At 66.5% G+C, this 20759-nt stretch carries 19 protein-coding genes; 9 read left to right on the forward strand and 10 right to left on the reverse strand.

What is annotated here, in order from left to right:
• Nucleotide 1 precedes the first annotated feature (1 nt).
• Both ACNO8X_RS21880 and ACNO8X_RS21885 read right to left on the reverse strand, forming a co-directional pair.
• Nucleotides 2-1393 carry a GntP family permease gene (locus ACNO8X_RS21880; RefSeq protein WP_418002688.1) on the reverse strand — a complete coding sequence of 464 codons (1392 nt, stop codon included), beginning with the start codon at nucleotides 1391-1393 and terminating at the stop codon, nucleotides 2-4.
• A complete protein-coding gene (locus ACNO8X_RS21885) occupies nucleotides 1393-1923 on the reverse strand; it encodes a gluconokinase (RefSeq protein WP_418002689.1) in 531 nt (176 codons plus the stop codon). The genes ACNO8X_RS21880 and ACNO8X_RS21885 overlap by 1 nt, the downstream gene beginning before the upstream one ends.
• A gap of 127 nt (nucleotides 1924-2050) precedes the next feature.
• Here ACNO8X_RS21885 and ACNO8X_RS21890 point away from each other — a divergent pair, with 127 nt between their 5' ends.
• Complete coding sequence (locus tag ACNO8X_RS21890) at nucleotides 2051-2764, forward strand: FadR/GntR family transcriptional regulator (protein WP_377042116.1); 714 nt, start codon at nucleotides 2051-2053, stop codon at nucleotides 2762-2764.
• A gap of 6 nt (nucleotides 2765-2770) precedes the next feature.
• Here ACNO8X_RS21890 and ACNO8X_RS21895 read toward each other — a convergent pair whose 3' ends face one another.
• A complete protein-coding gene (locus ACNO8X_RS21895) occupies nucleotides 2771-3316 on the reverse strand; it encodes a hypothetical protein (protein ID WP_133764870.1) in 546 nt (181 codons plus the stop codon).
• A 54-nt stretch (nucleotides 3317-3370) separates the two neighbouring features.
• Between ACNO8X_RS21895 and ACNO8X_RS21900 the strand changes: the two genes are divergently transcribed.
• Nucleotides 3371-4123: an SDR family NAD(P)-dependent oxidoreductase gene (locus ACNO8X_RS21900; protein WP_418002690.1), complete on the forward strand. Its 753-nt coding sequence runs from the start codon at nucleotides 3371-3373 to the stop codon at nucleotides 4121-4123.
• A 66-nt stretch (nucleotides 4124-4189) separates the two neighbouring features.
• Nucleotides 4190-6667, forward strand: coding sequence for a glycogen/starch/alpha-glucan phosphorylase (locus ACNO8X_RS21905; protein ID WP_418002691.1), 2478 nt, complete (start codon nucleotides 4190-4192; stop codon nucleotides 6665-6667).
• A gap of 26 nt (nucleotides 6668-6693) precedes the next feature.
• Here ACNO8X_RS21905 and ACNO8X_RS21910 read toward each other — a convergent pair whose 3' ends face one another.
• Nucleotides 6694-7029: a DUF732 domain-containing protein gene (locus ACNO8X_RS21910; RefSeq protein ID WP_043400571.1), complete on the reverse strand. Its 336-nt coding sequence runs from the start codon at nucleotides 7027-7029 to the stop codon at nucleotides 6694-6696.
• 260 nt (nucleotides 7030-7289) lie between these two features.
• On the opposite strand from ACNO8X_RS21910, the gene ACNO8X_RS21915 reads away from it, so the two are divergent.
• From ACNO8X_RS21915 to ACNO8X_RS21925, 3 genes are read left to right on the forward strand one after another with little or no spacing between them, the layout of a single operon-like run.
• Entirely contained in the window at nucleotides 7290-7724 is a 435-nt protein-coding gene (locus tag ACNO8X_RS21915) for an MmpS family protein (protein WP_260940947.1), read from the forward strand.
• On the forward strand, nucleotides 7721-10645 hold the full coding sequence (locus ACNO8X_RS21920) for an RND family transporter (RefSeq protein ID WP_418002692.1): 2925 nt from the start codon (nucleotides 7721-7723) through the stop codon (nucleotides 10643-10645). The genes ACNO8X_RS21915 and ACNO8X_RS21920 overlap by 4 nt, the downstream gene beginning before the upstream one ends.
• A 30-nt stretch (nucleotides 10646-10675) precedes the next feature.
• Nucleotides 10676-11134: a DUF5078 domain-containing protein gene (locus ACNO8X_RS21925; protein WP_418002693.1), complete on the forward strand. Its 459-nt coding sequence runs from the start codon at nucleotides 10676-10678 to the stop codon at nucleotides 11132-11134.
• Between the two features lie 57 nt (nucleotides 11135-11191).
• Here the strand turns inward: ACNO8X_RS21925 and ACNO8X_RS21930 are convergent, their stop codons facing one another.
• Genes ACNO8X_RS21930 through ACNO8X_RS21940 form a run of 3 tightly spaced genes read right to left on the reverse strand, consistent with a single transcriptional unit; the run spans nucleotide 11192 to nucleotide 14147 of the window.
• On the reverse strand, nucleotides 11192-12202 hold the full coding sequence (locus ACNO8X_RS21930; protein ID WP_418002694.1) for a TIGR03617 family F420-dependent LLM class oxidoreductase: 1011 nt from the start codon (nucleotides 12200-12202) through the stop codon (nucleotides 11192-11194).
• A 17-nt stretch (nucleotides 12203-12219) separates the two neighbouring features.
• Nucleotides 12220-13116, reverse strand: a complete 897-nt coding sequence (locus ACNO8X_RS21935; RefSeq protein ID WP_418002695.1) for an alpha/beta fold hydrolase — start codon at nucleotides 13114-13116, stop codon at nucleotides 12220-12222.
• A 5-nt stretch (nucleotides 13117-13121) separates the two neighbouring features.
• The gene (locus ACNO8X_RS21940; protein WP_418002696.1) at nucleotides 13122-14147 is read right to left on the reverse strand and encodes a zinc-binding dehydrogenase; all 1026 of its coding nucleotides are present in this window, start codon (nucleotides 14145-14147) and stop codon (nucleotides 13122-13124) included.
• A gap of 117 nt (nucleotides 14148-14264) precedes the next feature.
• Here ACNO8X_RS21940 and ACNO8X_RS21945 point away from each other — a divergent pair, with 117 nt between their 5' ends.
• The 3 genes from ACNO8X_RS21945 to ACNO8X_RS21955 are packed head-to-tail and all read left to right on the forward strand — an operon-like array spanning nucleotide 14265 to nucleotide 16419.
• The gene (locus ACNO8X_RS21945; protein ID WP_418002697.1) at nucleotides 14265-15071 is read left to right on the forward strand and encodes a helix-turn-helix domain-containing protein; all 807 of its coding nucleotides are present in this window, start codon (nucleotides 14265-14267) and stop codon (nucleotides 15069-15071) included.
• Between the two features lie 50 nt (nucleotides 15072-15121).
• Nucleotides 15122-16048: an alpha/beta hydrolase gene (locus ACNO8X_RS21950; protein ID WP_418002698.1), complete on the forward strand. Its 927-nt coding sequence runs from the start codon at nucleotides 15122-15124 to the stop codon at nucleotides 16046-16048.
• A complete protein-coding gene (locus tag ACNO8X_RS21955; protein WP_418002699.1) occupies nucleotides 16045-16419 on the forward strand; it encodes a cupin domain-containing protein in 375 nt (124 codons plus the stop codon). Before ACNO8X_RS21950 ends, ACNO8X_RS21955 begins: the two co-directional genes overlap by 4 nt.
• Before the next feature lie 14 nt (nucleotides 16420-16433).
• Here the strand turns inward: ACNO8X_RS21955 and ACNO8X_RS21960 are convergent, their stop codons facing one another.
• From ACNO8X_RS21960 to ACNO8X_RS21970, 3 genes are all read right to left on the reverse strand, one after another.
• Nucleotides 16434-18239, reverse strand: a complete 1806-nt coding sequence (locus ACNO8X_RS21960; protein WP_418002700.1) for a hypothetical protein — start codon at nucleotides 18237-18239, stop codon at nucleotides 16434-16436.
• Between the two features lie 166 nt (nucleotides 18240-18405).
• Nucleotides 18406-19908, reverse strand: coding sequence for an alpha/beta hydrolase-fold protein (locus ACNO8X_RS21965; RefSeq protein WP_418002701.1), 1503 nt, complete (start codon nucleotides 19906-19908; stop codon nucleotides 18406-18408).
• 70 nt (nucleotides 19909-19978) lie between these two features.
• Complete coding sequence (locus ACNO8X_RS21970; RefSeq protein ID WP_418002702.1) at nucleotides 19979-20239, reverse strand: hypothetical protein; 261 nt, start codon at nucleotides 20237-20239, stop codon at nucleotides 19979-19981.
• Between the last annotated feature and the right edge of the window lie 520 nt (nucleotides 20240-20759).

The raw sequence follows: 20759 nt of genomic DNA on the forward strand, positions 1-20759 counted from the left end.
GCTAGACGAAGATATCCAGGATCAGGACTGCAGCCAGACCCGACACTGACAGCACGGTCTCCATGATCGACCAGGTCTTGATCGTCTGGCCGACGCTGAGCTTGAAGTACTCCTTGACCAACCAGAAGCCCGCGTCGTTCACGTGCGAGAAGAACAGCGAGCCGGCACCGACGGCCAGCACCACCAACGACAGCTCGCCGGAGTCCATCCCGTGGACCAGGCCCAGAATCAGCGACGACGCCGTGATGGTGGCGACGGTGGCCGACCCGGTGGCCAGCCGGATCAGGACCGCGAGCACCCACGCCAGCACGAGCACGGAGATGTGCACGCCTTCGGCCCAGCGCGCCAGCATCGTGCCGATACCGGTGTCCACCAGAACCTGTTTGAATCCGCCGCCGGCGGCGACGATCAGGAAGATGCCCGCGACCGGGGGCAGGCTCGACTCGATGCACTTGGTGACCGCCGCGCGATCCATCCCTGCACCGCGGCCGAGGGTGACGGTGCCGACCACGACAGCGATGAGCAGCGCGACCAGCGGGGTGCCCACCGCGTCGAAGATCCGGCGGAACCACTGCGTCTTGTCGTCGATGAAGATGTCGACGAGGGCCTTGCCCAGCATCAGCGCGACCGGCAGCAACACCGAGCACAGCGTGACGCTGAAGCGTGGTCGTTTGCCGTGTGCCCGAAGGGCTTCCGGATCGGTGTCGAAGGTGTCCGGTGCCGCGACGACGACCCACTTTCCGGCCAGCCGACCGAACAGCGGGCCCGCGACGACGATCGTCGGAACGGCGACGAGCACCCCGAGCCCGAGCGTGACACCGAGGTCCGCATTGAGCAGCCCGACAGCGGTCAGCGGCCCCGGATGTGGCGGTACGAAACCGTGCATGGCCGACAGGCCCGCCAGCGCCGGGATGCCGATGGTGATCAGCGACTGCTGCGAGCGTCGGGCCACCAGATAGATGACCGGCATCAGCAGCACCAGACCGATCTCGAAGAACATCGGCAGCCCGATGATCGCGCCCACCAGCGCCATCGCCCAGGGCAGGGCGCGGGGCGAGGCGGCACCGACGATGGTGTCGACGATCTCGTCGGCCCCGCCCGAGTCGGCGAGCAGTTTGGCGAACATCGCGCCGAGGGCGATCAGGATGCCCACACCGGCCGCGGTGGCGCCGAAGCCGTCGGAGAACGATTTGAGGACAGCGGTGAGGTTTTCTCCGGCTGTCAGTCCCACCGTCAGGCCACCGAAGATGAGCGCCAGGAACGGGTGCAGTTTGACCAGCGTGATGAGTACGACGATGACGCTGATGCCGACGACGAACGCCAGGATCAGCTGGGTGGCCGAGGCGACGGGCTCGACGAGTTTGGGCGCGTCGGCCAGGAATGAGGTGTACATCAGATGTTCTCCCCGTCGCTCCGCTCGCCCCGGTGATCGCCTCCGGTGCGTGAAATGTATTCGTCGACAATCGAATCGATGCTCTGCCCGACGTCGATGACGACGCCGGCCTCGTCGGCGCGCAGTGGTTCCAGGGTCTCGAACTGTGAGGCCAGCAGCGACGCCGGCATGAAGTGGCCCGGCCGGCTGGCCTGCCGGGCACCGATGACCTCGGGGGTGCCGAACAGGTGCAGGAATTGCGTGCCCGGGCAGTGACTGCGCAGCTGGACGCGGTACTGGTACTTGAGGGCCGAACAGCTCATCACGCCGCCATCGCCGCAGTGCTCCCCGAGCCATCGCCCGATGGTCTCGAGCCAGGGTCGGCGGTCGTCGTCGTTCAGCGGGTGACCGGCCGCCATCTTCGCGATGTTGGCGGCCGGGTGGAAGTCGTCCGCATCGGCGAACGGCACGCGTAACCGCTGCGCGAGCGCCGCGCCGACGGTCGACTTGCCGGATCCGGAAACGCCCATGACGACGATCGGTGATGGCATCTACTACACCCGCCCTTGCTGTGGTTTGACTCACACAGCGTGGCTCAAAAGTCAGACTATTTCAAGACCCAATCGAAATAGATGAGTTTTAAGCCCGGCGGGGCAGAGTTATGACAGGATGTTATGCGTGGTTACGCCCTCAAACGTCAGCGCTCTGCACGACAACGTGCTGGGCGCGCTGGGGACCGCGGTGGTATCCGGTACCTACGCCCCGGGCGAGGTCATCACCCTCGAAGGCGTGAGCGCACAACACGGGGTCTCCCGCAGTGTCGTGCGGGAAGCGATCCGGGTCCTCGAATCGATGGGGATGGTCGCCTCGCGCCGCCGGGTCGGGATCACCATTCAGCCCGCGGCGAATTGGAATGTGTTCGACCCCAGACTGATTCGCTGGCGACTCGATTCGGGCGATCGAGCCGCGCAACTGGTGTCGTTGTCGGAGCTACGCCGCGGGTTCGAACCGGTGGCGGCCGCATTGGCCGCCGAGCGCGCGAATCCACACCAGTGCCGCATCATGGCCGCCGCCGTGTCGGACATGGCTGTGCACGGTCGCGACGGCGACCTCGCCGCATATCTTCAGGCGGACAAGATCTTTCATCAGACCCTGTTGGAGGCCAGCGGCAACGAGATGTTCCGCGCGCTGAACGCGGTGGTCTCCGAGATCCTCGCCGGACGCACCCACCACGGCATGATGCCCGACTCCCCCAACCCGGCCGCCATCGCGCTGCACGACGAAGTGGCCCGCGCCGTGCGGTTGCGCGATCCGGCCGGCGCCGAACGCGCGATGCGCGCCATCATCGACGAAGCGGCCGCCGCCGTCGCCGAGGAGTCGGGTTCGGACTGACGTCCGTCAGCGGCAGCGCTTCAGACCGTCATTGGGGTCGCAGAACAGCGGGTACTGCTGCACCGGAATCGGCAGCGGCTTCTGGAATTCCAGTCGGAAGGATTTCTTCACCATGGCCGCCTGCACGCCGCACTGTTCGGCGTTCATGATGGTCCGGGTTCCGGTCCAGTTGGTGTCCTCGAACTCGTAGTTCTCGACGACCTTGGACTTGGATCCGTCCGGGCACTTGAAGCCCTGGAGGTCGGTCTGGGTGAACGCCCAGTGCCCCTCGCCGCCGGTCTGCCGGGCGTCGCCGCCGTAGGTTGCGCCGTACTGGTCGGACCCAATGTGCACGAGGCAACCCACTGGCAGTTCCATGTTGTTGCGCAGATCGCCGACCGTCGGGGCGCAGACCGGATAGATGGTCCACACGCTGATCGGCGTGCCCTCCTGGATGAAGGTGTAGATCCCCTCGGGCAGCCGGATGTCTGCATGCGCCGGCGCAGCTGCCGAGAAGAGTGCGCCCGCTGCGGCGAAACCAAGACTCGAAACGATAGCGAGAACACGTTTCATTTTCACCGCCTGAGTATCGCAGGCGACTCGTCCGCGGCGTGAGAAAGTCACCGTATGAGTTCACTCAGCGGGAAAGTTGCATTGATCACGGGCGCCTCAGCCGGCTTGGGCGCCGCCACGGTCAAGGTTTTCGCCGAACGCGGCGCATCGGTCTTCGGTATCGCGCGCGATGCCGAGCGGATGGCAACGGTGTTCGCCGACGCCTACGGCGACGAGCCCGGCGGCGCGTTCTCCGCGGTGGACATCAGCACGGCCGACGCCTGCCGCCAGGCGGTCGAGGACTGCATCGCCGAATTCGGCCGGCTGGACGTGCTGGTCAACGTCGCCGGCTTCCACGTCATGCGGCACACCCTGTCGATGACCGACGACGACTGGGACCGCGACCTCGCGGTGAACCTGAACGGCCCGTTCTACCTGACCCGGGCGGCGCTGCCGCAGCTGCTGGAGAACGGCGGCAACATCGTCAACGTCTCCTCGATCGCGGGCGTCGAAGGCGAGATCTACTCGGCCGGTTACTGCGCCGCCAAGCATGGGCTGATCGGGCTGACGCGGGCGCTGGCCGTGGAATACACGAAGGAAAAACTGCGGGTCAACGCGGTGTGCCCGGGTGGCATGCTGACCGCGCAGGTCACCGAATTCGCGGCACCAGAGAACGCCGACTGGGATCTGATCATGCGGATCGCCGCTCCGCGTGGCTTCATGGAGCCGCGCGATGTCGCGAACGTCATCGCGTTCCTGGCCAGCGACGACGCCGCCGCGATTCACGGTTCGGTGTACCGCGTCGACAACGGCAAGGGCCCGGCCTGACAGGTCGGCGGTGAACCGTCAGCCGGTGTTCACGTGGTGGTCGTGCCAGAGCGGTTCAATCCGTGAATGACCCACTTCGACGCCGCTGACGACCGGGACATCCGCGCCGGACTGCACACCGACGAACTGCGCCAGGCGGTCGAGGACCACCTGCTCTACTCCATCGGCCGGCCGGCGTCGGTGCTGACGCCCGAGCACTACTACCGCGCGCTGTCACTCGCGGTGCGAGACCGCATGCAGGAACGCTGGATGGCCAGCACGCAGGCGTTCCTGGACCTGTCCCGGAAGGTCACGTGCTACCTGTCCGCCGAGTTCCTGATGGGCCCGCAACTTGGCAACAACCTGCTCAATCTCGGCATCGAGCGGCAGGCCCGGGAAGCCCTCGCCGCGCTCGGCCACGACCTCGACGAGGTACTGGCCTGCGAGGAGGAGCCGGGACTGGGCAACGGCGGGCTGGGCCGGCTGGCGGCGTGCTACCTGGATTCACTGGCCACCCTGGAACGCCCGGCCATCGGCTACGGCGTCCGGTACGAGTTCGGCATCTTCAAGCAGGAAATCCGGAACGGCTGGCAGGTCGAGAAGACCGACAACTGGCTGGTCAACGGAAACCCGTGGGAAATCGCCAAGCCCGACGTCAACTACCCGGTGCAGTGGGGCGGGTACACCGAGGCCTACCTCGACGACAACGGCGACTACCGCGTGCGCTGGATTCCCCGCCAGGTGCTCAAAGGCATTTCGTTCGACACCCCGATCCAGGGCTACGGCGTCAACACCTGCAACACCCTGACGTTGTGGAGTGCGCGGGCCATCGAATCGTTCGCGCTCGACGCCTTCAACAGCGGCGACTACTATCGCGCGGTCGAGGACGAGGTGAGCTCCGAAACCGTCACCAAGGTGCTCTACCCCAACGACGAGCCGGAGGCCGGCAAGCGGCTGCGGCTGTTGCAGCAGTACTTCTTCGTGTCGTGCTCGCTGCAGGACATCCTGCACATCCTGGAAGATTTGGCGGAGCTGTCCGTTGAAGCGCTGCCGCAGCAGTTCGCCCTGCAGCTGAACGACACCCACCCCTCGATCGCCGTCGCGGAACTCATGCGGTTGCTGGTCGACACGCGCGGGCTCGGCTGGGACGAGGCCTGGGCCATCACCGTCGCAACCTTGGCCTACACGAACCACACGCTGCTGCCCGAGGCGCTCGAAACCTGGCCGTTGGCCATGTTCAAAGAGTCACTGCCCCGCCATCTCGAGATCATCTACGAGATCAACCGGCGCTTCCTCGATGAGGTCTCCGCGAAGTTCCCTGGTGACACGGACCGCCTGCGCCGCATGTCGCTGATCGGCGAGGACAACGGCAAGAACGTGCGGATGGCGCACCTGGCCACAGTCGGCAGCCACGCGATCAACGGCGTCGCCGCGCTGCACACCGAACTGCTGAAAGCCAGTGTCCTCAAGGACTTCTACGAGCTGTGGCCGGAACGGTTCAGCAACAAGACCAACGGCGTCACGCCGCGCCGGTTCCTGGCCCTGGCCAATCCGGGCTTGCGGGATCTGCTCGACAAGACGATCAGCCCGGGCTGGCTGACGGACCTGGGCAAGCTCCGTGAACTGGACCCGTTCGCCGACGACGTCGCCTTCGGCAGGCAGTGGCGCGCGGTCAAGCGGGCCAACAAGACCCGGCTGGCGGACTATATCCAGGGCACCACCGGTGTCGAGCTGAACCCGGATTGGCTCTTCGACATTCAGGTCAAGCGGATTCACGAATACAAGCGGCAGCACCTCAACGTGCTGCACATCGCCACCCTGTACCACCGGCTCAAGCAGAACCCGGACCTGAAAATCGCACCGCGCGCGTTCGTCTTCGGCGGCAAGGCTGCACCGGGGTACTTCATGGCCAAACGCATCATCAAGCTGATCAACGCGGTGGCTGAGACGGTGAACGACGACCCGGTGGTGAGCCGGTTCATCAAGGTCGCGTTCGTGCCCAACTTCAACGTGCAGAACGCGCACCTGATCTACCCGGCCGCGGATCTTTCCGAACAGATATCCACGGCGGGCAAGGAAGCCTCCGGCACCGGAAACATGAAGTTCATGCTCAGCGGGGCGCTGACGATCGGCACCCTGGATGGCGCCAACGTCGAGATGCGCGACGAGGTGGGCGCGGACAACTTCTTCCTGTTCGGGCTGACCGAAGCCGAGGTCGAGAAAGTGAAGGCGGCCGGGTACCGGCCGGGCGACTACATCGAGGGGGATGCCGAGCTGCGTGCGGCCCTGGACCTGATCGCCGACGGCACATTCTCCGACCGCGACACGGACGTGTTCCGGCCGCTGGTCGATTCGCTGCGTTTCGACGACCCGTTCCTGGTGCTCGCCGACTACGCGTCGTATGTCGCCTGCCAGGACCGGGTCGACGCCGCGTGGCACAACACCGCAGCGTGGACCCGGATGTCGATCCTGAACACCGCGCGCAGCGGCAAGTTCTCGTCAGACCGCGCCATCACCGAATACTGCGACGACATCTGGGACGTCTCGGCGCTGACGGTGCACTGACGCACCGTCAGGGCCGATGCCCGGAACTAGTGCGCGAGCGCGACCAGCAGGTCGTGCTTCTCGGGGCAGTACGTGTCGAACGCGGCGTTGAGGAACTGGTAGACCTGCTGCTCCGAGCTGCTGTTACGGGGCAGGTTCTTCTTCAGGAACGCCGCCGAGTCGGTGGCGCTGTGGTCGACGTTGTTGTCGAGCCGCTGGCAGGTGATCTTGCCGATCCAGGCGTTGTAGTCCTTGGGACCGTAGATTCCATAGGTGTGCAGCTGGTTGGCGAAATCGGTGTCGGGGTCGGCCTGAGCAGGGACGGCCATGGTGATTGCTGCCGCCGCGGCGCCCGCAACTGCGACCAGAGTGCGTGCCTTCATGTGACGGAGTCTATTCGTGCTGGTTGCCATCTGCCCCTGCTCCCTGAACAGTCGTCGCCGCATGTTCAATCCCATTGAACTGCTGCGTATTTGGTTCGATCCGCTGCGCACTACCGGCTACGGTGATACGAGCCACCCACAGCGAAGGTTTCCCATGATTAACTTAACTGGTCTAATCTAACACTTAAATGACCTAATCTGTCGCGGTCAGGGTCCGGAAGCGGGGAGCAGCAAGTGCAGTCGACCATGGTGTTCGCAGCGTGATCGGCACTGCGCTCAAGAAGGCGTGGATCCCGCTGCTCATCCTCGCCGTGGCCCTCGTCGCCGGTTTCACCGTGCAGCGCGTGCGCGGCTACTTCGGCCAGAACCCCGTCATCGTCACCCCGCGCAACTTCGCCGACGACGCCAAACCGTTCAAGCCCAAGGTCGTCACCTACGAGATCACCGGCGAACCCGGCGCCTACGCCGACATCAACTACCTCGACCTGGACGCCAAACCGCAACGCGTCGACCACGCCATGCTGCCCTGGAAACTCGTCCTGTCCACCACCGCACCGGCAGCGTCGCCGAACATCGTCGCCCAAGGCGACGGTGACTCCATCACCTGCACCGTCCACGTCGACGACGAACTCAAAGACACCCGCACCTCCACCGGCGTGCACGCCCAAACCTTCTGCCTGGTGAAATCTGCATGAGCCATCCCACCTCCGACAACTACGCGGACGCACCGACTGCGGTCATCCCGAAGGCTGAAAAGCCCCACCGGCCCTTGATCCCACGGTTCCTGCGTACCTTCGCGATCCCGGTGATCCTGTTCTGGATCGGCGTCATCGTCGTGCTCGGGACCGCCGTGCCGTCGCTGGACGAGGTCGGCAAGATGCGCTCGGTCTCGATGTCGCCGGACCAGGCCGCCTCGGTGATCGCGGCCAAGCGCGTCGGCGAGGTGTTCCAGGAATACAAGTCGAACAGCTCGGTGATGGTCGTGCTGGAAGGCGATCAACATCTCGGCGCAGAGGCACACGCCTACTACGACGAGATGATCAAGAAGCTCGAGGCCGACACCTCGCACGTCGAACACGTCCAGGACTTCTGGAGCGACCCGCTGACCGCGGCCGGCTCCCAGAGCAACGACGGCAAGGCCGCCTATGTGCAGGTCTACCTGCGCGGCAACCAAGGTGAGGCGCTGGCCAACGAATCCGTTCAGGCCGCGCAGGACATCATCAAGAGCATCAAGACGCCGCCCGACCTGAAGGTCTACGTCACCGGCCCGGCAGCGTTGGCCGCCGACCAGCACATCGCCGGTGATCGCAGCGTCAAGATGATCGAGGGCGTCACGTTCCTGGTCATCATCGTCACCCTGCTGCTGGTGTACCGGTCGTTCATCACCGTGCTGCTCACCTTGCTGATGGTGGTGCTCGAGCTGTCCGCGGCGCAGGGCGTCGTCGCGGCACTGGGCTACTACGACATCATCGGCCTGTCGACCTTCGCGACCAACCTCTTGGTCACCCTGGCCATCGCAGCGGCCACCGACTACGCCATCTTCCTGATCGGCCGGTACCAGGAAGCCCGCGGCGCCGGCGAGTCCCGCGAAGAGGCGTACTACACGATGTTCGAGGGCACGGCCCACGTCGTGCTGGGTTCGGGTCTGACCGTTGCGGGCGCCACGTTCTGCCTGCATTTCACCCGGATGCCGTACTTCGTGTCACTGGGCGTCCCGCTGTCCATCGGCATGGTCACCGTGGTGCTCGCCGCGCTGACCCTGGGTCCGGCCGTGATTTCGCTGGCCAGCCGGTTCCGCAAGACGCTCGAGCCCAAGCGCGCGATGCGGGTTCGCGGCTGGCGCAAGGTCGGTGCCGCAGTGGTCCGCTGGCCGGCCCCCATCCTGGTCGGCACCATCGCGCTGTCCCTGGTCGGCCTACTGACGCTGCCGGGCTACCAGCCCGCCTATAACGACCGCCTGTACCTGCCCGCCGACATCCCCGCCAACGAGGGCTACGCCGCGGCGGACCGGCACTTCTCGCCGGCCCGGATGAACCCCGAGTTGATGCTCATCGAGAGCGACCACGATCTGCGCAACTCCGCCGACTTCCTGGTGATCGACAAGATCGCCAAGGCCATCTTCAAGGTCCCCGGGGTCTCCAGGTCGCAGACCATCACCCGTCCCGAGGGCAAGCCGATCGAGCACACCTCGATCCCGTTCCTGATGAGCATGAGCGGCACCTCGCAGAAGATGAACGAGAAGTACGCGCAGGACTCGATGGCCAACATGCTCAAGCAGGCCAACGACATGCAGGTCAACATCGACACGATGAAGAAGATGCAGGGCATCACCACCCAAATGGCGGCCACGACGCACAGCATGGTCGGCAAGATGGTGACGATGACCCTGGATGTGGCCGACCTGCGCGACCACATCTCGGACTTCGACGACTTCTTCCGGCCGATCCGCAACTACCTCTACTGGGAACCGCACTGCTACGACATCCCGGTCTGCTGGACCATGCGCTCGGTCTTCGACACCCTCGACGGTATCGACACCATGACCGACGACATCCAGAACCTGATGCCGGACATGTTGAAGCTCGACAAGCTGATGCCTCAGATGGTCGCGTTGATGCCCGAGATGATCTCGACGATGACCAACATGAAGCAATACATGCTGACCATGTACCAGACCCAGAAGGGTCTGCAGGATCAGATGCAGGCGCAGCAGGACAACGCGAGCGCCATGGGCGAGGCGTTCGACAACTCCCGCAACGATGACTCGTTCTACCTGCCGCCCGAGGTCTTCGACAACGCCGAATTCAAGCGCGGCATGAAGAACTTCATCTCGCCAGACGGCAAAGCAGTGCGGCTGATCATCTCGCACGAGGGCGAACCGATGAGCGCCGAAGGCATCTCGCACATCGACGCGATCAAGAACGCCGCCAAGGAGGCCATCAAGGGCACTCCCATGGAGGGCTCCAAGATCTACCTCGGCGGCACCGCGGCGACCTTCAAGGATCTGCAGGAGGGCGCTGACTACGACCTGCTGATCGCCGGAATCTCCGCCCTCGCACTGATTTTCGCGATCATGTTGATCATCACCCGATCGGTGGTGGCCGCCGCGGTCATCGTCGGCACCGTGGTGCTGTCGCTGGGCGCGTCCTTCGGTCTGTCGGTTCTGGTGTGGCAGCACCTGATCGGGCTCAACCTGCACTGGATGGTCATCGCGATGGCGGTCATCATCCTGCTGGCCGTCGGCGCGGACTACAACCTGTTGCTGGTCGCCCGGTTCAAGGAGGAGATCCACGCCGGGCTCAACACCGGCATCATCCGGTCGATGGGCGGCACCGGTTCCGTGGTCACCTCGGCCGGTCTGGTCTTCGCCTTCACCATGATGTCCATGGCGGTCAGCGAGCTGCACGTGGTCGGTCAGGTGGGAACAACCATCGGTCTGGGTCTGTTGTTCGACACGTTGATCATCCGATCTCTGATGACGCCGGCTATCGCCGCCCTGATGGGCAAGTGGTTCTGGTGGCCGCAGCGCGTGCGTCAGCGTCCGGTGCCCGAGCCGTGGCCGCAGCCCAAGCAGGCCGGCGAACTGCAATCAGCCTCCAGCAGCACAGGTATCTAGGAAACAGGAGTACAGACTATGGTCCAGATCATGCGTGGCCTGAAGCGCGCCGGTACCGCGGTCGCAGCCCTGGGCGCGGTCGCGACGACGCTCGCCGGACCGGCGGCCGCCGATGCCACCGACGACTACCCCATCCCCCACCGGATCATCATCACCACCTGTGATGCCGAGCAGTACCTGGCCGCCGCCCGCGACACCAGCCCGGTCTACTTCTCGCGGTACATGATCGACATGCACAACCGCCCGGCCGACATCCAGCAGATGGCCCAGGACCGCATCCACTGGTTCTTCTCGCTGGACGCCGTGGGCCGCCGGCAGTACTCCGAGGACACCGCCACCAACATCTACTACGAGCAGGTGGCCACCCACTGGGGCAACTGGGCGAAGATCTTCTTCAACAACAAGGGCGTCGTGGCCAAGGCCACCGACGTCTGCCAGAGCTACCCCAAGGGCGATCTGAACGTCTGGAACTGGGTCCAGGCGCCGTAGTCCGCTTCCTGATTTCGGCGTGATTCGTAGCGGTGACCGCTACGAATCACGCCGTTTTCATAGCGCGTGCAGCGCGGTGACCAGGTCCTGCACGTCCTCGGGTCGCTGTTCGTAACCCGGGAAGTAGCAACAGATTTCGTCGACGTGTGCGCCGAATCGGCGTCCGATCTCGGCGGCGCACTCCTCCGGCGTACCGACGATGCCGATAGTCCGGACCATGTCGTCGCTGATCAACGCCCGCATGCCGGCGAAGTCACCGACCTTGGACATGGCGTTGAGCGTCGACTGCAGGTCGGCCCACCCCTCGGTCTCCAGCACCGGCAGGTAGGCGGGTGTGGACCCGTAGAACGCGATCAGCGTCGCGACGCCGTTGATCGCCGCGGTCAGGTCCTCCTCGGTACGCCCCACCGCCACCATGGCCTGCGCGATGATCTCCAGGTCACCCGGTGCGCGCCCGGCGCGCTGCAGTCCCTCCCCCACTGCCGCCAGGGTGCGGTCGGCGAAATGCCGGGCACTGTGGAACGGCATCACCAGCAGCCCGTCGGCAACCTGGGCGGCGGTGCGGGTCATGATCGGCCCCAGCGCGCCCATGAGCACGGCCGGTGGCCCGTAGGGGTTGGGCCCGGGGTTGAAGTTCGGCGGCATGAGCGTGTGGGTGAAATGCTTGCCGCGAAAATTCAACGGCGCCTTGCCTTCCCAGCAGTCGAAGATCGCCTTGATCGCCGTAACTGTCTCGGCCATGCGTTCGGCGGGTTTGGCCCATTGTGCGCCGTAACGTTTTTCGATGTGCACCTTGATCTGTGAGCCCAGGCCCAGCCGGAAGCGTCCGCCGCTGTACACCTGCAGGTCGTAGGCGGCGTGCGCGAGATGCAGCGGACTGCGTGGGCCGGCGATCGCGACGTTGGTCATCAGGTCCACCTCGGCCGCGCCGGCCGCCGCGACCAGTGGCAGGAAGACGTCGTGCGGGCCTTCGAAGGTGAACACCCCGTCGGCGCCAAGGCCGGCCAGCTCGCGCGCGTGCTCGGCGGCCCGCTGGGGTGCGCCGTCGATCTGGAGTTGTACCCGCATGGTCGGTTGCCTTCCGTTCAATTCCCGACGTAGTCCAGAATCGCCGCGGCCACCTCGGCCGGGCGGTCGACCTGCAGGAAATGCCCTGCGCCATCGATGGTTTGGACCACCGACCCGGCAGGCAGGGCATTCAGCAGCTGCTCGGTGTAGCCGACCTGCATCGCGCCGTCCTGCGTCCCGTGCAAGTACAGGATCGGGGCGCACGGCAGTTCCTGCAGATACCGCTCGAACTCGGCATACGGCCCGTTGACGCCGCCGGGACGAACCAGTGCCCGGTAGTAGCCGACCACAGCGGCCCGATGCGCGGGGGTCGGCAGCGCGGCCAGCGTGGTGGCGACGTCGTCGGACACATCAGTTCCGGCCGGAGACCAGTCTCGCCAGAGCCGCGGGATGACCCGGTGCAGAGTGCGCTCCGGCAGGCCGGGAAGCTGAAAGTACATGATGTACCAACTCATTCGGAGTTGGATCAGGCTCATCCGGACGGTGCGGGCAGCACTGAACCGGGTCTGGCTCATCGCCGCCAGCGGCGGGACCGACATCGAAACCACCGAATCGAACGGCGAATTCGGGTACGCGGCAACGGCATTGGCGGCGAAGGCACCCCAGTCGTGTCCCACCAGCACGGCGTCGGGCCCACCACCCAGTGCGTCGTAGAGGTCCAGCACGTCGGACACCAGGGCCCCGACGTGATAGTTGCCGTCCGCCGGCACACCGCTCGGTGCGTAGCCGCGCATGAAGGGCGCCACGACGCGGTAGCCCGCTTCCGCCAGCAGCGGCGCGACCCGCCGCCAGCCATGTGCGCTGTCCGGAAATCCGTGCAGGCACAACATCAATCGCCCGTCGGCCGGACCCCACGCCAACGCCCGCATGCGCAGGCGCGGCAGCGCGAGGTCCAGGGTCTCCTGATTGGCCATCATCGCTACGGGGTCAGCGTGACCTTGATGCAATCCGCGGTCCGCGCCGCGACGGCGGCGTAGGCCTTGGGCGCGTCATCGAGCGACATGGCATGGGTGAAGATGCCGTCGACGTCGAGTCGACCCGTCCGCAGCAGCGGGATCAGCGCGGGCCAGGTCTGCTGCACCGGCGCCGTCGTCATGCGCAGGGTGATGCTGCGGATGAGCGACAGTGTCGCGGGGAACGGGAACGGGTTGAGGTCGTGCACGCCGACCACCGACACCGTGCCGCCGGCGCGCACCGCGGCCAGCGCCGCGTTCATGGTGGTGTCGTTGCCGACGGCGTCAATCACCGAGGCCGCTCCCCTGCCGCCCGTCGCTTCGTGGACGGCACCGATCTGGTCGGGGGTGATCGCGGTGGCTCCGCTGCGGGCGGCCAACTCGCGGCGCCCCTCGACGGGGTCGACGGCGAACACCTGACCCGCACCCTGCGCGATGGCGCAGCGCACCGCACACAGGCCGACCGCACCCAGACCGAACACGACGACCGTGCCGCCCGGCGGGATGTCGGCGCGCTGCGCCGCAGCCCAGCCGGTGGCGAGGTTGTCGGTGAGCAACAGGGCGGCCTCGGTGCTGAGATCGCTTGGCAGCCGGTGCAACTGGAAATCCGCGTACGGCACGGCGAGCAATTCGGCCTGGGCGCCGCCGAGCACGCCGGAACCGAAGATCTGCGGGCCTGACACACAGGTGATCGGGTCCTTCGTGTCGCAGCCGACGCAGTGGCCGCAGCCCGCCACCGACGAAATCAATACCGGGTCACCGACTTTGACGGTGCGAACCTCCGCACCCACCTCGACGACGGTGCCGATGGCCTCGTGGCCGAGCGCCAGCGGTGTGGCCAGCGGGTAGTCACCTTCGTAGAAATGCAGGTCCGATCCGCAGATCGCCGCCGTGGTGATCTGGACGACGGCGCCGTCCGGCCCGGGCAGCACCGGGTCGGGCACGGTATCGACGTAGACGTTGCCGGGGGCGTCGATCAATACGGTTCTCAACTGTCCACCTCTGCTGATCCGGTGTTCCGTAACGGTGTTACAGGGTCACCTTACGGAGTCCGGATCCGGCTGTGTCGACAACCCTCGGCAAGCCCGGGCCGCGCATACCATCGAGGCATGACGGCGAGCACGGGGCGGCTGAGTGCCACCGTGTGGGACCTCGCGATTCCGGCGCACCGGCAGCCGGGCCTGGCCATGGCAGGGTTCCGCGGCCGGGCCCCGATACAGCTCGCGCTGCAGCTCGTTCCCTACCCCGCCGTGACGGTGTTCATCGAGTTCGGTGACGGTGCGCTGGTCGACGCGTCCGGCACGCGCCGCACCGGCGGTGGTGTCGTCGGTCCGGCACCCGGCACGTTGACCGCGGTCGGCCGCGACGTCGACTGCCTGCAAATCCGGCTGTCACCATTGCTTGCCTACGCGGTGTTCGGCGGCTCCGACCCGACGGGCGTCATCCCCCTCGACGCGGTCTGGGGCCCGGGCGCCCAACGCCTGTGCGAGCGGCTCCACGCGGCTCCGTCGTGGGACGAGCGGTTTGCCATCGCCACAACGGAATTCGCCCGGCGCCGCGAATCAGGGCCCGCCGCGGATCCCGAGGTCGCCGCGGCGTGGCACGCGATGCTGCGCAGCCACGGCCAGGTTCGGGTCGACCGCATCGCCGACGAGATCGGCTGGAGCCGCAAGCGGCTGTGGTCGAGGTTCGGCGCGCAGACCGGCCTGCGCCCCAAACGCGCCGCACAACTGATCAGGTTCGACGATGCCGCGCACCGGCTCGCCACCGGCAGCGCGCCGGGCGAGGTGGCCTACGCCTGCGGCTACGCCGATCAGTCGCATCTGCACCGCGATGCACGGTCGTTCGCCGGGCTGACACCGGCGGCCATCGCCGAAGCGCCATGGCTCGACGTCGACCCCGTCGCCTGGCGGTAAGGGAACATTCGTCCAAGACGCCGGCGCGTCCAACCATCATCGTGGTAGCCATGGACCCCGAGTTGCAGCCCTTCACATCGCTGTTCCCGAAAGCCGAGCTGGACGATCCGGTGATCGCCCGCCGCTGGCTCGCCGAGCTGTCCGCCGCGGTGCCCGCTCCCGACACCACCGGCTTGCAGATCAGCGACCGGCTGGTGCCCGGCGGCCCCGATATTCCGGTACGCCTGTACCAACCCGCGGAACCAATCGGCGCAATCCTGTGGCTGCGCGGCGGCGGATTCGTCATGGGCGACCTGGACACCGAGCACCCGTGGGCCGCTCGCATCGCCCAGGCGACGAGTGCTGTCGTGGTGTCCGTCGGGTATCGCTGCGCCCCCGAAAACCCTTACCCCGCAGCGTTGGACGACGTCTATCGGGCGCTGACCTGGGTGGCCGCGAATGCGGCGGCGCTCGGAATCGACGACGCCCGCATCGCCGTCGGCGGTCATTCTGCGGGCGCTAATCTGGCCGCCGCGGCCGCGCTGCGGGCACGCGACGAGGGCGGCCCGCGGATCGCCTTCCAACTGCTCAACCAACCAGTGCTCGACGACCGCCAACTCACGTGGTCGGCCCGAGCCTTCACCGACACCGTCTTCATGACGCGGGCGAAGGTCGCCGCGATCTGGCGGCACTATCTCGACGGCAGACCCGCGACGGTGTACGCCGCACCGGCCAGGGCCGAAGACTTGTCCGGGCTGCCGCCCGCCTACATCGCGACCGCGGAGTTCGACCCCAACCGCGACGAAGCGCTCGAGTTCGGCATCCGGCTGCTGCAGGCCGGCGTTTCGGTCGAGCTGCACCAGTGGCCCGGCACGTTCCACGGGTCGCAGGTGATTCTCGACGCCGATGTCTCGGGGCGTCAGCTCGCGGAACTCAGCGGCGCGCTGCGTCGCGGCTTGACCACCGACTCGGCGCACCCGCGGGCGGTGTCCGCATGACCGCCACAGTCGACCTTTTCGCGTCCTTCGTGCACCTGTACGACGACGGCCGCGTCGCACCCACCGAGCGCAGGTTCGGCTCCGGAGAGCCGGGCTGGCATGTCATGACGTTCCACGCGGAAACCGACGCCGAGGTGCACGCCGATCACTGGGAAATCCACACGGAGGCAGACGAACTCGTCGTCTGCCTCTCCGGTGAGGTACGGCTCTACCTACGCACGCCTGAGGGCGACGACCCCGGCGTCGCACTGACGACGGGGCACGCGATGGTGGTGCCGCGCGGGACCTGGCACCGCATCACGTTGACCCGTCCCAGCGACATCATGTCGATCACGTTTCCCCGCGGCAGCCGGCTCGAGCAGCGCGACTGACCGCGGGGACAACGTCAGACAACCTCGCGGCGCCGGCGCCCGATGTAGATGCTCAGACCGACCGCACCCAGGCTCAGCAGGCCGCAGGTCACCGCGGCGATGGTCAGCGCCTTGTTCGGGTTCTCCAACCCCTTCTGGTCGTTGACCAGCTGCAGGTTGTAGTCGCCGGGCAGCGGTGCTTCACGCGGCTCGTCGAGGCCCGGGAACTGCTGGGTCCGGTGCACCTCGAATTGCCGTTCGCCGGCGGGGCTTTGGGTCCACTGGCCCCAGGCCGGGGTGACGCCGTCGAGCAGTACGCGGCGTTCGCCGTACTGCACGTCGTCACCCGCATCGACGATGCGCTGCACCCGGAACGGCTGGTAGACCGCGTCCGAATAGCGAACCTGCACAGGCACATTCGCGTAGCTCAGCACCGGTGGAGGCGGCGGAGGCAGCGGCATCCCGACGCCCGGGTAGTAGCCGCCGCCGAAGAAGCTGCCCACCGCGACGTTGACGGCGGTGTTGACGGCGTTCACCACGACCGCGGTGAAGCTGTACGCCGCGAGGTCGGCGACCTCCATGACGATGCGCTGCAGCGGCGGGATGTACACGATGCGCGGCTGGTTGCGGTAGACGTACACCACCCGGACGGGGTCACGGTAGGGGTTGAACATCACCGGGCGGTAGTAGTCGTCGTACTGCACCCAGTCGGGCCGCCACTGCCGGACCCGGTTGTCCCAGTCCCGGCCCATCGGACGGTCGTCGTGACGATCCCAATCAGCCCGGTTGTCCCGGTTGTCTCGGTTGTCGCGGCGGTTCCAGTCGGCACGGCTGTCGAACTGGAAGTTGGCGACTTTGACGACCTTGGCCAGGTCGGCCACGTCGTGCACCGGAGCCGGTTCGGGCAGCTTCACATCGACCGCAGCGGCTGCCTTTGCGGTCGCGATATCCGCGACCGGGGCGGTCAGCGTCTCGGGCTTGAGCAGCTCGATCGGCCGGACCTCGCGGGCTTCGCGAGCCCCAGTGGTCGACGGCGACGCCGACTTCGACGATCCGGCGGTCACCGTCGCCGAAGCCGTGGCGGTGGCATCGATCCGGCCGGGGCCGGCCTCGATACCCGCGTGCTCGCCCAACTGGCCCTCCACGCCCGCGAGCGGCTTGCCTTCAGCCACAGTGCGATCGGTGGGCGCCGTCGACTTGTCCGACTTGTCCGGCTGGACGGCGTCGGCCGGCGACGGGCGATCTGCGAGGGCGGTGGTCGGGCTCGCCGTCACCGAGGTCGCCGACGGAGCCGACGGAGCCGACGGGGCCGGCTCGGCGACGACGGTCGACGGACGCGCCGGCGTCGTCGGTTCAGCAGGTACTTCCTGTGCCTTGGTGACCTTGGTGGTCGGCGCGGGGGTTTCCGTGTGCGACGGCGGAGCCGCGACGACGGGCGTCTCGACAGCCGTCGTCGTGGTCGGCGCCTGCGGCGTCTTCTCGGGTGCCTTGCTCTCCGGCACCTTGCTCTCCGGGGCGGCGGTCACCACCGGAGCCACCGGAGCCACCGGAGCCGCGGGTGGGTCGGCCGGCGGCTTGGCCTGGACGACCGGGGCGTCGGCGGGAGCCGGCCGGCTCGGCGCCTCGGCCTCCGCCGTCTGCTCCCGCTGCTTACGGCCGCGCTGGCCACCGTCCTGCCCGTAGCCACCACCGGACCCCGAGCCGTCCTGCGCCGAGGACGAGGAATCCTGCCTGGGCGGCTTGGGCACCAGTGTGGTGGTGCTCGAGCTGTCGGAATCGCTGCTCGGTTTGGCCGACACCGGAGCCGCGCCCACGGTGAGCGCGGTCAATGTCGTCGCCACGCCGGCAGCGACCGCTCCTACGAGCCGCCCCTGACGACGTGACTGCTGAATGTTCTTGTTATCGGTTTTATCGGTTTGAGTAGCCATCGCGTATCGACTCCCTGCTGTGTCGCAACGATCTCACCGAGTCCATCTACTTAGACGGGCTCGGCGTTACATCCGAGGGCTATTTGGCCGGAGTTGGTCCGGCTGCGACCGACGCGGCGGGGCCACCGGGCGATGCCGGTGCGGCCGATCCCGCCGGGAACCCGGTCACCGGGACGCCGGGCGTGCCGACGCGTCCGGCCAACCACGGCAGGCTGGCCTGGAACGCCGTCACCGCAAAGGGCCAGTCGTGCTTTCCGGGTTGCGCGACGACTGCGCAGTCGATCCCCATCTGACGGCCCACCGCGCAGAGTGTCTTTCCTGCCTCGGTCTGGTCGCCGGGGTTGCCGGCGCCGTCACGGCCGCCGAGCCCGACGGCGTCGGGGTGCGCTTTGGCCCCTTTCCACTGGGTCGGGGCATCCGACGAGATGGAGAACCAGCCCGAAACACCTTGATAAGGGCCGTGTTTGGTCATCACGGTTTGGGGATCGAAGGTCGCCCACTGCGCTTCGCTACCGCCGTAGAGCCGGGCGATGGTCTGCTCCTTGGTACCCGCGTTGGGGCCCATGTCCCCGGCGATGTCGACGAATGTGCCGAACATCTCGGGGTGCATGACGGTGAGATCCACCGCACAGGTACCGCCCATGGACCAGCCGACGACGCCCCAGTTGGCCGGTTTTGCGCTGACGCCGAACGTGGACTCCATATATGGCGGGATGTCCTTGGTGAGGTGATCGGCGACATTGCCGCGGGGGCCGTTGACGCACTCGGTGTCGTTGTTGAAGGAACCGCCCGCGTCGACGAAGGCGAATACCGGCGCGTTGCCGCCGTGTGCGGCCGCGAAGTTGTCGAAGAGGCTGGCGACGTTGCCGATGCGCAACCAGTCCGCCGGGGTGTTGAACTCGCCGGCGACCATCATTACCGTCGGCAGCGGCGGGGCGTTGTGCGCGAACCACGCGGGCGGCAGATAGACGACTTCGGTGCGGTGCGCGAAGCCCGACGCGGTGTCCGGGATGTCCACCTGAACCACCGCACCATGCGACGGGACGATGCCGGCGGCCTTCATCGAGGTGACGCTGGACATCTCGGTTTCGTCGGTGAGCGGGCCGGCGGTGAGCTCGCCCCACGCGGTCTGGACGGTCGGGAAGTAGCCGACCCAATCGTTGAGGGCGACGCCGGTACTGAGCAGGCACAGCGGTACGGCGAGGACGGCGACGCCGCGGCGCCACCACTTCGACCCGCGCCAGCCGAGCACCAGCACGCCCAGCGCCAGCCCCGACAGACCCACCCAGATCCACAGGGACGCCGGTGCCGGGTTCCCTGCCAGCCCTTGCGATGTGGTGTACCAGTTCGCCCACGCGGCGGCGGCGATGCCGAGGACGGCACAGACCGGCAGCCACAGGTACCGCCACCGGCGACCGCGCCAGCCGATGGCGAGGATCAGCACAATCGCGGCGATCACCTGGATGGTGACGGGCAGCCATCCGTAGAGCAGAGAAAGCCCGTGGTGATTGGGCGCGACAACAGGTGGGAGCGGCGGGGCGGCAGGGCCGCCCGGGGCGTCGGCAAGAAACGTCGTCGTCACAGAATTCGATGATGGTCGCGCCAGCTGTGCGCCCGCTGTGCTGACCGCATGAGGCTCGTGAGCTTGCGGCCTAGCCGATGCCGATGCCGAAATACAGTTCGGGCACGACGCCCGGATACAGGTCACGCGGGTTGGCGCCACCGGCCTGTCCCGGAATGCCGACGCAGACGTCCTCTTCGACACCGTCGACGTGCCGGCTCTGGCAGGTGGCCGGCTGATCAGCGGCCGCGGTCGGCGCCGTCAGAAATCCCACTCCGAGGCAGACAGCTGCCACCAGCAGCCCGGCGGCCATCCGCCACGACTGTGCTGCCCTGATCTCTGCGCTCGTCATCACTTGCCCGGCATTCGTCGACCACACCGAATTTCGGCCCTATGAGAAGTCTGCGCGCTGACCGAGCCACACGCCAGGGCCATTCCCGCAACCACTTGGCGTCGAATTCACTCTAGTCACACCAGTCACAGCTGTCACATAGGAAACTCTAATGTGTATTGGTAACTCAGATCACTTCAATAACAAGTGCATCACTAAGCGCGACTGAATCACTAATAACAAAAGGATCACAGGCCCCATGCGTACCTATAACCACACGGTAAACAATACTCCCGTAACAGCTCACTGACCTGCAGCGACACGCTAGATAACAACTGTCAGTGCCGTCTCTTCTGCATCAGAAATATGCAGAAACACTAAATTTACTCGAAGAATAACAATTACCCCATTAGCACAGCTGATTATCAGGCTTAACGTCTGTATGGACAGCACCACGCGTCAATTGCGAACCATTTTGCGATCGGTATAGGGCCGTTCGCACAACAGGATCGAGGTGGGTATGAGCGGGCACCTATTTGTT

It is taken from the genome of Mycobacterium sp. PDNC021, assembly GCF_048282635.1.
GTDB classification, from domain to species: Bacteria; Actinomycetota; Actinomycetes; order Mycobacteriales; family Mycobacteriaceae; genus Mycobacterium; species Mycobacterium llatzerense.

What these genes read in the sequence shown, in the direction of transcription:
- ACNO8X_RS21880 (WP_418002688.1), bottom strand. Translation starts at nt 1,393, where the DNA reads ATGTACACCTCATTCCTGGCCGACGCGCCCAAACTCGTCGAGCCCGTC.
- ACNO8X_RS21885 (WP_418002689.1), bottom strand. Translation starts at nt 1,923, where the DNA reads ATGCCATCACCGATCGTCGTCATGGGCGTTTCCGGATCCGGCAAGTCG.
- ACNO8X_RS21895 (WP_133764870.1), bottom strand. Translation starts at nt 3,316, where the DNA reads ATGAAACGTGTTCTCGCTATCGTTTCGAGTCTTGGTTTCGCCGCAGCG.
- ACNO8X_RS21900 (WP_418002690.1), top strand. Translation starts at nt 3,371, where the DNA reads ATGAGTTCACTCAGCGGGAAAGTTGCATTGATCACGGGCGCCTCAGCC.
- ACNO8X_RS21905 (WP_418002691.1), top strand. Translation starts at nt 4,190, where the DNA reads ATGACCCACTTCGACGCCGCTGACGACCGGGACATCCGCGCCGGACTG.
- ACNO8X_RS21910 (WP_043400571.1), bottom strand. Translation starts at nt 7,029, where the DNA reads ATGAAGGCACGCACTCTGGTCGCAGTTGCGGGCGCCGCGGCGGCAGCA.
- ACNO8X_RS21920 (WP_418002692.1), top strand. Translation starts at nt 7,721, where the DNA reads ATGAGCCATCCCACCTCCGACAACTACGCGGACGCACCGACTGCGGTC.
- ACNO8X_RS21925 (WP_418002693.1), top strand. Translation starts at nt 10,676, where the DNA reads ATGCGTGGCCTGAAGCGCGCCGGTACCGCGGTCGCAGCCCTGGGCGCG.
- ACNO8X_RS21930 (WP_418002694.1), bottom strand. Translation starts at nt 12,202, where the DNA reads ATGCGGGTACAACTCCAGATCGACGGCGCACCCCAGCGGGCCGCCGAG.
- ACNO8X_RS21935 (WP_418002695.1), bottom strand. Translation starts at nt 13,116, where the DNA reads ATGGCCAATCAGGAGACCCTGGACCTCGCGCTGCCGCGCCTGCGCATG.
- ACNO8X_RS21945 (WP_418002697.1), top strand. Translation starts at nt 14,265, where the DNA reads ATGACGGCGAGCACGGGGCGGCTGAGTGCCACCGTGTGGGACCTCGCG.
- ACNO8X_RS21950 (WP_418002698.1), top strand. Translation starts at nt 15,122, where the DNA reads ATGGACCCCGAGTTGCAGCCCTTCACATCGCTGTTCCCGAAAGCCGAG.
- ACNO8X_RS21955 (WP_418002699.1), top strand. Translation starts at nt 16,045, where the DNA reads ATGACCGCCACAGTCGACCTTTTCGCGTCCTTCGTGCACCTGTACGAC.
- ACNO8X_RS21970 (WP_418002702.1), bottom strand. Translation starts at nt 20,239, where the DNA reads ATGACGAGCGCAGAGATCAGGGCAGCACAGTCGTGGCGGATGGCCGCC.